This is a genomic window from Ochrobactrum soli (assembly GCF_003664555.1).
GTDB classification, from domain to species: domain Bacteria; phylum Pseudomonadota; class Alphaproteobacteria; order Rhizobiales; family Rhizobiaceae; genus Brucella; species Brucella teleogrylli.
Genome location: NZ_RCHH01000024.1, coordinates 34,605 through 44,541 on the forward strand (window position 1 = coordinate 34,605; position 9,937 = coordinate 44,541).

Sequence of the window (9,937 nt, forward strand, 5' to 3'; positions counted from 1 at the left end):
GATGCTATGCAATCGTTTATCGATGGATTGGATCTGATCGACCATCATTGCCACGGCGTTGTAAAGTCGGATCTCGACCGCACCGCATTCGAGGCACTGATGAGCGAAGGGCACAAGCGGGTGCCGGACTGCAGCCAGTTCGACAAGCCGCTTGGGCTGATGATCCAGAGATGGTGCTCGCCCGTGCTCGGACTGCCGCCGCATTCGGATCCCGACACCTACGTGCAGCATCGCTCGAGGCTTGGCGTGGCCGAAGTCACCCGGCGGCTCGGTGGCGATACCGGCGTCAGGATGATGCTTATCGATACGGGGCATCGAGCTGATCATATCTTCGACTGCGAGGGGATGACCGCCGCAACCGGCGTGGCCAGCCGAGAAGTCGTTCGCATCGAAGCGGTGATGGAAGAGGTCGCAAGATCCGGCGTCTCGACTGGCAAGGATCTGGTGACGGGTTTTGTCGGTTTGCTGACCGAACGTGCAGCCGGCGCCGTCGGTCTGAAATCAATCGTGGCCTACCGCACGACGTTTGATATCGACCAGAGCCGACCGGGTGACCAGGAAGTCGTCTTAGCGGCGGACACCTGGCTTGCAGCGCTCACAAACGGCTCCTCGCGCCGGCTCGAGGATGAGACGCTCATCCGGTTTGCTCTTTGGCAAGCCGGCGAGCTCTGCCGCAAACATAGGTTCCCGCTGCAGCTCCACGTCGGTTTCGGCGACAAGGACGTCATCATGCCGAAATGCGATCCGACGGTGTTCATGCCGTTCATCGCGGCCATGGAGGAATGGGACGTTCCGATCACCCTCCTGCACTGTTACCCGTTCATCCGCGAGGCGGGATGGATGGCTGAAGTCTTCTCCAACGTCTATGTCGACATTGGGGTTATCCAGAACTTCACGGGCCCTGCCGCTCCACGGATCGTCGCGCAGGCGATGGAGCTGACGCCCTTCTACAAACAGCAGTACAGCTCGGATGCGTTCGGGCTTGCCGAGCTTCATTACCTGGGCGCGAGGCTGTTCCGAAACGCCTTGGCCGCTGTCCTCGGGGAGTGGGTGGATCGGGGAGACCTGACGAACAAGCGGGCAGAATCGATCGCGCTCGCCATCTGCTCCGGTAACTCCCGCCGGATCTACAACCTCTAAAGGCGGGTCCTGTAGGACCCCCGCTAAGATCAAAGTTGACCGGTGTCTAGCCGGTCAACGCGCTTTCAGACACAAGATTCGAAACTGCTACGAGCGCGTTTCCTTCCAAGGTGGTCTGGTCGCCGACGGCGTTGCCGCGGGCGCTAAATCGACGCCGCGAAAACGCGTTTCCCGCCGCTTGCCGATTCCGCTGTCGTCGACGATCTGATCGCCCACCGTCAGACAAGCAGCCAGAGGCGTAGGGACGGGACATCGGACAGCGCCTCAGGCAGTCAGGTACCCTCGTCAAACGCCGGGGAAAATCAAAAGATATGTAAGGCGTGAACAGTCGGTCTGGCCTGCGGGTGCTGACGAGACGGGGTCCATACGAAAATTCGAATAAGCGTCAACCAACAACCCAGGGCTACCCAAGACGGCCCGCCCTGTGGGTTGTCGAACTGCAGCGTGAAAGTTTATTGACATAAAATGAAATGCAAGCTTAGTATGTAATAAAATTTACTAAACCAAATGGGAACAAAACGATGGGAAACACGTCTCGCAAAATCGCGAGGCATGCCCTTTGGCATGCCACCGCTTCCGCACTTGTCCTGGGCCTCGCTACAGCGTCGTCAGCGGCTACCATTAAGATCGGACTGCTTGCTCCGCTCACCGGGTCGGCGAGCGCCGACGGTCAGGAATTCAAGCGCGGAGCAGAACTAGCCGTCGAGGAAATCAATGCCGCAGGCGGCATCAACGGCGACACCTTCGAGGTGGTCGTCGCCGACGTCAAAGACCAATCCGCCGGCAGCGTGACCAGCGCGGTCGAACGTCTGCTGGGTGATCCGGACGTTCATTTCGTCTTGACGGGCTACGCGAGCCTCACGAACTTTGAAATCGATCTGATGGCCGAAGCCGAGATGCCGTACATGCTTGCAGGCTCGTCGCAGGCAGCGCGCGAGATCATCGCGGCAGACCCGGCCAAGTACGATTGCTGCTGGTCCTTCACTCCCTCCTACGATGCCTACAACACGGGGGTGTCCAGCTTCGTCGAGGGTCTGATTGACGAAAAGGCGATGACTGCCAAGTCGAAGTTGGTGGCCGTCATCTCGTCCGACAACTCCTATTCGAAGACGATCGCCGAGGGAATGAAGGCGAACTTCAGTTCCAAGGGCTGGAAGGTCGTCGTCGACGAGACCGTCCCTTTCGGAGAGGTCAACGACTGGTCGGGCGTGCTCGCCCAGATCAGGACGTCCTCGCCGGACGTGGTCATCAACACTGACTACCAGACCGCCAATGCGGCGTCGTTCCTGAACCAGTTCTTGGAAGGGCCGACCGACAGTCTCTTGTTCCTACAGTACGCCCCCAGCGTTCCCGAGTTTACGGAGCTCACGGGCGCTAAGTCGAATGGTGTCATATACAACATGCTCGTCGGATCGGTGACATCTCCCAAGAATCCCCGCGCTGAGGAAGTTTCACAGAAGTTCAAGAAAAAGTACGGCGCAGACAGCGGCGCGTACGGTGCCACCCTTTACGAGATGACCAACATCTACTTCGACGCCGTCCGGCAGGCCGGAAGCGTGGACGACCATGCGGCCATCATGAAAGCGCTCGGCGAAACCGACAAGAAGACTTCCTCGGGCCGTATCAAGTTCGACCCCGCAACACACCTGGCGACGCAGGGGGACGATTTCATCCCTCTCACCTTCTATCAAATTTGGGACGGCAACCGGCATCTCATCGCTCCGAACACCTATGCCGTGGATAAATTCCGTCCCCAGCCATGGATGAAGTAGATGTCTATTCTCGAGGTAAACGACATCGGTAAGTCGTTTGGATCGCTGAAGGCGCTCGGCGGGGTCAGTTTCTCCGTCAAGCCGGGGGAAATCCTCGGAATCGCAGGGCCAAACGGCAGCGGCAAAAGCACGCTGTTCAACACGCTCACCGGGATTCCTTTCAGTCCCGACACGGGCAGCGTTGTATTCGACGGAGTTCGGATAAACGGCATGTCGGGAGAGGCGATCGCGAGGCTGGGTCTGGCGAGAACTTTCCAACGCGAGACCGCCTTCGACAACCTGACGGTCTTTGAAAACTGCATGATTGCCGCCGCCCGCGGCAGCGAAGAAGTGGCCGCCGGAGCTCTTGAGTTCATGGGCTTTTCCGAGAGCCAGTTCGGCATGCTTGCCGGTCAGCTGTCGGTCTTCGAGCGCAAGTGCCTCATGCTCGCCACCGCGGTGGCCATGGAGCCTAAGGTCTTGCTCCTCGACGAACCTGCATCGGGGCTGACGAAGCCCGAGATCGAGAGTTCGATCGGGCTCATCCGCAAGATCCATGCCAGCGGCGTCACCATCGTGCTGATCGAGCACGTTCTGACGTTCCTCATGAGCCTTTCACAGAGGCTCATGGTGCTCGACCAAGGGCGTGTGCTGACCATTGGCGAGCCGCGGTCCGTCATCGAGGATCCGCGGGTCATCGAAGCATACCTCGGCACGAGGAGGGCGGCATGACAGCGGTACTCAAAGTCCAGGCGCTTGCCGCCGGCTATGGAAACGTGGAGATCCTCCACCGTCTTTCGCTCGAGATGGGATCGCATGGCAATATCGGCTTGTTCGGCCCCAACGGTCACGGGAAGACGACCCTGCTCAGGGTATTGTCGGGTCTTGTGTCGCCACGCTCGGGCAGCATTGAGTTCTTCGGAGATGACATCACGGGCTGGACTCCGCGCCGGATCGTTGATGCAGGACTTATTCATGTTCCCCAGGGCAATCGGTTGTTTCCCGATCTGACCATCGGGGAGTGCATTTCGCTTGGAGCCTACAGCAAGCGCTCACGTTCTTCCGAGAGGCAGAACCGGGAAACTGTCCTTTCGATCTTTCCGAAGCTCCGGCAACGGTGGGACCAAAAGGTCCGGACACTGTCTGGGGGCGAGCGTCAGATGGTGTCGATCTCCACCGCGCTAATGGCGTCGCCGCGTCTGCTTATTCTTGACGAGCCGACACTCGGGCTTTCACCAAAGCTCAAGGAGGACCTCTGCCTTGCCATCCAGGCGATATCCAACAATGGCTTGCCATTGATTGTCGTCGAGCAGGACATTGAATTCCTTCTTCAACTGGCGAACCACCTGTTCTTCGTGAACCACGGAGAAGTCGCCTCGGAGATCCGGCCCGGCCAGGGCGTCGATCACTCCGAGATCATGTCGCTCTATTTTGGTCACTGAACGTTTCGGTTGGCCTCTGGTCAGCCGAGGAGGAAACCAATGGATATTCTCAGTCAGATTGTCCTGGGAGGCCTATTTCAAGGCTCTCTCTACGCCATAATGGCCGTCGCGCTTGCTCTTGTTTGGACCACGATAGGCGTTTTCAATTTCAGTCACGGCGTCCTGATGATGCTCGGAGCATACGCCGCCTGGCAACTGACCGCCTTGGGCTTGCCGTTCTATGCCGTTGTGCCGATAACGGTCGTCGTTGTGGCCGCAATCGGCTGGGCGGTGCAGGCAGTGGTAATTCAACCTCTGCTACGTCGCTCCGACGTCGTGCTCCCAGCAGTGATAACGACCCTCGCCGTCGCTTCGATGTTGGAAAACGGCGCCCTGGAGTTCTGGGGACCACGGTCCAAGCAACTTCCGCCGTTGCTAGAAGGAAGCGTGCAGACGGCCCTCTTTACGATGTCGCATCATCAGGCGAGCATCATCGTCCTGACACCGGTTCTCCTCGGCGCGCTCTGGTTCTTCCTGAACAGGACCCGTCATGGTCTGGCCATGCGAGCCGTTGCGCAAAACGAAGATGCCAGCCTGCTCGTGGGGATGAACGTCCGAGCGTTGTACGGAGCGTCGTTCGCGCTGGCCGCTGCGTTCGCGGGGCTTGCCGGTATTTTGATGGGTGGCTACCGCTTCATGTCGCCCTTCATGGGAGCGGACCCGATGCTGAAAGCGATGATCGTCGTCGTGTTCGGTGGGTTGTCCTCTATCACGGGGCCGATCATCGCCGCGTATGCGATCGCCTTGTTCGAGGCTTTCAGCATGTACTTCTTCGGAATGTACTGGACCCCAACCATTCTTTTCGCAGTGCTCATTGTCACACTCATGGTCCGCCCGGAAGGCATTCTGGGGACCCGGTCGCGAGGGCTCGCATAATGTCGCTACTTCCCAAACTCACGCCCGGGCGTGTTTCGTTTGCCCGCGAGCTAACAGGATTCTTCGCAGTCTGCGCAATCCTGTTGGTCAGCCCGTTGTTCATGGCCGACAGCTACAGCAGACATATTCTGATCCTGGCGCTGATTTACGGAGTCGTCGCTTCCAACTGGGATCTCAGCCTCGGCTACGGTGGCATCTTCAACTTCGGTCACCTCGCGCTGTTCGGCATCGGTGCGTATGCCTACGCCTTGCTGACGACCTTGGCAGGTGTCGACCCGTGGCTGGCGATGCTCCTCAGTGGTATCGCCGCAAGTGTAGCCGCGCTTCTGGTCACAATCCCGATCCTGCGTCTCAAGGGCATCTACATCGTGCTTGTGACGTTCGGTTTCGCGCAGCTCGTCATGCAGTTCATTCTTAGCCAGTCGCAGATCACCGGCGGAAGCCAGGGCATGGTCCGTCTCCCGAGCGTCTATTTCGCGGGCCACAACTTCATCCGGGACGGCAAGTTGGGCTACTTCCTCGTGGCGCTTGCGCTTTTCGTGGCGAGCACGCTGTTTCTGCGCGTGCTTGTTCGGTCCCGCATCGGCGCTGCTATTGTTGCGCTGCGTGACAACGAGGAGTACGCCATCAGCCGCGGTATCTCGCTGGTACGCGTCCGGGCGCTCACGCTTGCGTCCAGCGCGCTTTTCACCGGCATCGCGGGCGCATTCTATGCTTCGTATCAGCGAAGCGTGTCGCTTGACGTGTTCGGCATGAGTCTCGCGACGATCGTGCTGTCGATGGTGCTGCTCGGAGGCACCAGTACGATCTACGGGCCGATCTGTGCCTCTTTCCTACTGACATGGTTGGCCGAATTGATGGTCGATCTGGGGGCTTGGAGGCCGATTGTCACCGGGCTGCTGATTCTTATCATCGTCCTCGCATTTCCCCGCGGCCTCGCCGGAATGGGTGCCAGCATCGCTGCTCGCTTTGCCGTTCATCGCCGCAGAGGAGGCGAAAGCGCAGCGACCAAAGCGGTCGCTTCGGCATAACAATACGAACTAAGGAGGAAACCATTCCATGAGCCACGCCGAGACCATAAAAATCGTTCAGGACGTCCTCGAGACCGATCGCGATTGGCTGATCGAGCTAACTCGGGACATCGTCCGCATCCCGTCGGTCAATCCGAAGTTCCATTCGGAATCCAGGGTGAACCGCGAAGCAGATGTTCAGGCACATCTGGAGCGGCACCTCAAAGAGATGGGCTTCCAGACGGAGCAATGGGAGGTTCAACCGGGTCGTCCCAATCTGGTCGCTGAGCTGCCTGGCAGCGAAGATCGCAGTCTGATCCTCAACGGGCACATCGACGTCGTGCCGATCGGCGACGAGGCGGGATGGTCGGTCGATCCCTTCGGAGGGGTGATCAAGGACGGCAAGCTTTACGGCCGCGGAGCTATCGATATGAAAAGCGGCGTCGCAGCCTGCGTCGCCGCAGCCCGCGCCATCCGGAAGGCCGGGGTCGAGCTGGAAGGTCGCCTTTCGATCCATTCCGTAGTCGACGAAGAAGCTGGTGGGTTCGGAAGCATCGACGCTGTCAAGCGTGGCAAGTTGGCGAAGGCGATCCTTGTTGCAGAGCCAACGTGGGGCGACGTCCTGCCGGTGGAGGGCGGCGTCGAATGGCTCCGGGTCACCTTCAGAGGCTCAACCGCCCATGCGTCATGGCGGTACAACGAGATCTTTCCCCAGCACGATACGCCGGACCGTCTGCGCCCCGGCGTCAATGCGATCGAGCTCGCATCGAGATTTATCCAGGCGCTGCAGTTCTACGAGCGCGATCGCACGCGTGCCAGGACGCATCCGCTGCTGCCAGTGGGAGCAAACACCATCAATGTCGGCGCGATCCGCGGCGGGGCCGGACTTGGTCCGGACGGGCTGCCCGTCACTCTCACCAATCCTGCGATCACGCCGGATGTGGCCGTGGTGGACTTGAACATGATGTTCCTGCCGCAGGAGACCTCCGCCGAAGTGCGCCGCGATTTCGAGGCGTTCGTGCACAGTTTCGCGCAGACGGACGCATGGCTGCGACAGCATCCGCCGGTAGTGACTTGGGGACTCGCGGACCTGCATTTCCCTCCGATGAACACGTCCCCAGATCACCCGCTTGTTACTTCCTTGGTACGGCACAAAGGACTTGTGGGCAAAGCGCCGCGTGTGACTGGCTTCGTGGCGGTCTGCGATGCCGCCCACTATGCCGGCGCCGGCGTCGATGGCGTGATCTTCGGGCCCTCTGGGGGCGGCCTTCACGGGGTCGATGAATTCGTGGACGTGGATTCCATCATCGAAACCAGCAAAGTCATTGCGGCCAGCGTGATCGACTGGTGCGGTATCCGCGGTTGACGCATGCGTCCCTGGCGTGCGGTTCAGCGCGCCAGGGACGCGACACGGAATTCGCGAGGCGCGACGCAGGTCCGGACTGTGCTCTCCTCCATCCAAGGTCGACAACCCGGACGATGAAGTCGACAATACCCCTCAGTTTGACAAGGAGGGAGAGCCGAACTTTGACGAACATGGTAATTATCAGGGTTGTCACGGCATGGGTTGTCCGACGGATGATCCGGGCGATGACGACAGTTCGGAATAGATTGTATCATCTAGCGGTTAGGACCGTTGAGGGTTGCCCCTCTGCCTCGGCGGTCGCCTTACTCCTCTTCGGTGCCGTCCCGCACCGGGGAGGAGTTTTCTGTTCGGCTTGGCTTGCAACCCCACCGGCTTCTCAGCCGCGAAGGGATCGGTAACCATTTGCTCTAGCGGCGGCCAAAAGATGTGTGGGGATCAGAAAGTGTTCGCGGTCAGGAAGGGGCATACAACCCATTAGAGGCAGTACTTAAAGGAAATTACTTCCGCTTGTGCTGAACCCTTGACGCAGCGCCTCAACTGTATCACAAGCCTATGATACATTCGGTAAATGTAAAGAATGATTTATTGAAATCATTGAGGAATTTGACGTATCTGGGAATCTAAGCGCTCTGTTGCGTAAAAATCCTGCTGCCCGTCTCAGTACTTGAGGCCGTGACCGATTCATTGCCATTAGAGCATCGTGCCAAATGCAACAGCAATTGTTTACGCAGTCAGCATTAAGGATTTGAAATTGCCTGCCTATACGGATTATGACCCACAATAAGGTGCATATGATTGCACCATTGTGGGGATCATAGTTTTCAGGTTCACGTTATAAGATGACAAAACTTTTGAGCTTGCGGGCGTTGCTTCTTTGACATTGGAAAAGAACTGGCGGAAAGCATGAGCGGCACATCCCTTAAATTTGGCACAAGCGGTCTGAGGGGACTGGCAGACGAACTGAATGGTTTGCCCGCTTATGCCTATTCTCTTGCTTTCGTTGAAATGCTGTCGAAAGCTGGAAAGCTGCAAAAGGGCGACAAGGCTTTCGTTGGTCAAGACCCTCGCCCATCCAGTCCGGCTAATGCAGCACTTTGCATGGCGGCAATCGAGGATGCGGGGTTTCAGCCGGTCGATTGCGGTGTGCTGCCAACCCCGGCTTTGAGGGTTCTGTCGCGAAATTTTCACTTCTGCTGCGCTACTGTCCCTTCGGAGCGCATAATTGAGTGAGGTGACAGGGTATGGCAATCGATTTCAAAGGGGGTCATTTTCCTAAAAGTGTCATCCTTTACGCCGTTTTCTTCTACGTGCGCTATCCCGGTTCCTATCGTGACCTGCAGGAAATCATGGCCGAACGTGGTGTGAACGTTGACCATGCAACATGGTTGTGTCGCAAATTTTTCATCAGGTTAAAAGCGGCCTGATCTTCAGACGCAATTATGCTGCAAGCTCCGCAAAGACCTCGAATGGCGAGCGGTTGTCATTGGCAAACTGCTTCTTGCGGATCATATGTGCTACTTCGATGCCCGCGATTGTCGCTGAGGCCAAATGAAATACCTTGAAGCCCAACATGTGTTTGGTAATTCGCTTGATAAACCGGTGAACCTGCTCAAGGATGTTGTTGAGATATTTAACCTGCAGGATTTCAATCATCTTGCTGTGACCGGTGATTTTCAGGATTGTGTTTACAGCTTGTGCTCCGGCAAGATTGGCTCCGCATTTATCAATGACAATTTTGTCTGGAACACCGTTGGCTGCGATGGCTTTCTTGAAGAAACGCCGTGCAGCACCGAGATTTCGGCGTTCGGCGAGTGGACAATCGCAAGCTTCTCCGCTGTACTCCAGCGTCGACGCCGCTCAGGGCCGGAAAGAATTTCCATCTTAATGCTATTACCAGTCATAATGTGAACAGTAGTCCTATCACTTATTTAAGTGGCAGAAACTGTCCGAGCAATTAGGGGGCTATTCCAGGTACAATCATGCCAACGTCTACATTTATTTCAATAGGAAATTTGTATTGCGAAGGAAAGAACCTCGGTTCTGTTGGCTACCGTATTTCCATACTCACGGAAGGTGAGAAGACGTTTACAAAGGGCGTCTTGTGGGCAAGCATGGATATACTCCGGCAAGCTTATCAAGGAGATCTTGTTCAGTTATCATCGGAAAAAGGCAACGGCTTGCTGAACGTAGATGTAAAGAACGTCGGAATACATGGAAATGCTGACTTCATTATAGTTGGAAAGCAGACGTTTTAGGACATCGCATACCAGTACTTAATAGACGTAGGAACCGAGCACCCACGCGACCAATCCG

At 57.3% G+C, this 9,937-nt stretch carries 7 protein-coding genes and 3 pseudogenes; 9 read left to right on the top strand and 1 reads right to left on the bottom strand.

The window, feature by feature from the left end:
- The first annotated feature begins 6 nt into the window (after positions 1-6).
- The 9 genes and pseudogenes from D8666_RS22365 to D8666_RS22410 all read left to right on the top strand — a co-directional run.
- Positions 7-1,140 carry an amidohydrolase family protein gene (locus tag D8666_RS22365; RefSeq protein WP_167836166.1) on the top strand — a complete coding sequence of 378 codons (1,134 nt, stop codon included), beginning with the start codon at positions 7-9 and terminating at the stop codon, positions 1,138-1,140.
- 521 nt (positions 1,141-1,661) lie between these two features.
- Positions 1,662-2,912, top strand: coding sequence for an ABC transporter substrate-binding protein (locus tag D8666_RS22370; RefSeq protein WP_121539498.1), 1,251 nt, complete (start codon positions 1,662-1,664; stop codon positions 2,910-2,912).
- Complete coding sequence (locus D8666_RS22375) at positions 2,913-3,623, top strand: ABC transporter ATP-binding protein (protein ID WP_121539499.1); 711 nt, start codon at positions 2,913-2,915, stop codon at positions 3,621-3,623.
- On the top strand, positions 3,620-4,333 hold the full coding sequence (locus D8666_RS22380; protein WP_121539500.1) for an ABC transporter ATP-binding protein: 714 nt from the start codon (positions 3,620-3,622) through the stop codon (positions 4,331-4,333). The genes D8666_RS22375 and D8666_RS22380 overlap by 4 nt, the downstream gene beginning before the upstream one ends.
- Before the next feature lie 39 nt (positions 4,334-4,372).
- The gene (locus D8666_RS22385; protein ID WP_121539501.1) at positions 4,373-5,248 is read left to right on the top strand and encodes a branched-chain amino acid ABC transporter permease; all 876 of its coding nucleotides are present in this window, start codon (positions 4,373-4,375) and stop codon (positions 5,246-5,248) included.
- Positions 5,248-6,279: a branched-chain amino acid ABC transporter permease gene (locus tag D8666_RS22390; RefSeq protein ID WP_121539502.1), complete on the top strand. Its 1,032-nt coding sequence runs from the start codon at positions 5,248-5,250 to the stop codon at positions 6,277-6,279. The genes D8666_RS22385 and D8666_RS22390 overlap by 1 nt, the downstream gene beginning before the upstream one ends.
- A 28-nt stretch (positions 6,280-6,307) precedes the next feature.
- On the top strand, positions 6,308-7,624 hold the full coding sequence (locus D8666_RS22395; RefSeq protein WP_121539503.1) for a M20 family metallopeptidase: 1,317 nt from the start codon (positions 6,308-6,310) through the stop codon (positions 7,622-7,624).
- Positions 7,625-8,527: 903 nt separating this feature from the next.
- Positions 8,528-8,845, top strand: a pseudogene (locus tag D8666_RS22405) (phosphomannomutase); the annotation flags it as partial.
- A 20-nt stretch (positions 8,846-8,865) separates the two neighbouring features.
- Positions 8,866-9,006, top strand: a pseudogene (locus D8666_RS22410) (IS6 family transposase); the annotation flags it as partial.
- A 55-nt stretch (positions 9,007-9,061) separates the two neighbouring features.
- Here D8666_RS22410 and D8666_RS22415 read toward each other — a convergent pair.
- Positions 9,062-9,445, bottom strand: a pseudogene (locus D8666_RS22415) (DDE-type integrase/transposase/recombinase); the annotation flags it as partial.
- Positions 9,446-9,937 lie beyond the last annotated feature (492 nt).

Bases quoted from the DNA above. Each gene is read 5' to 3' on its own strand.
- D8666_RS22365 (WP_167836166.1), top strand. From the start codon at position 7: ATGCAATCGTTTATCGATGGATTGGATCTGATCGACCATCATTGCCAC.
- D8666_RS22390 (WP_121539502.1), top strand. From the start codon at position 5,248: ATGTCGCTACTTCCCAAACTCACGCCCGGGCGTGTTTCGTTTGCCCGC.
- D8666_RS22395 (WP_121539503.1), top strand. From the start codon at position 6,308: ATGAGCCACGCCGAGACCATAAAAATCGTTCAGGACGTCCTCGAGACC.
- D8666_RS22370 (WP_121539498.1), top strand. From the start codon at position 1,662: ATGGGAAACACGTCTCGCAAAATCGCGAGGCATGCCCTTTGGCATGCC.
- D8666_RS22380 (WP_121539500.1), top strand. From the start codon at position 3,620: ATGACAGCGGTACTCAAAGTCCAGGCGCTTGCCGCCGGCTATGGAAAC.
- D8666_RS22385 (WP_121539501.1), top strand. From the start codon at position 4,373: ATGGATATTCTCAGTCAGATTGTCCTGGGAGGCCTATTTCAAGGCTCT.
- D8666_RS22375 (WP_121539499.1), top strand. From the start codon at position 2,913: ATGTCTATTCTCGAGGTAAACGACATCGGTAAGTCGTTTGGATCGCTG.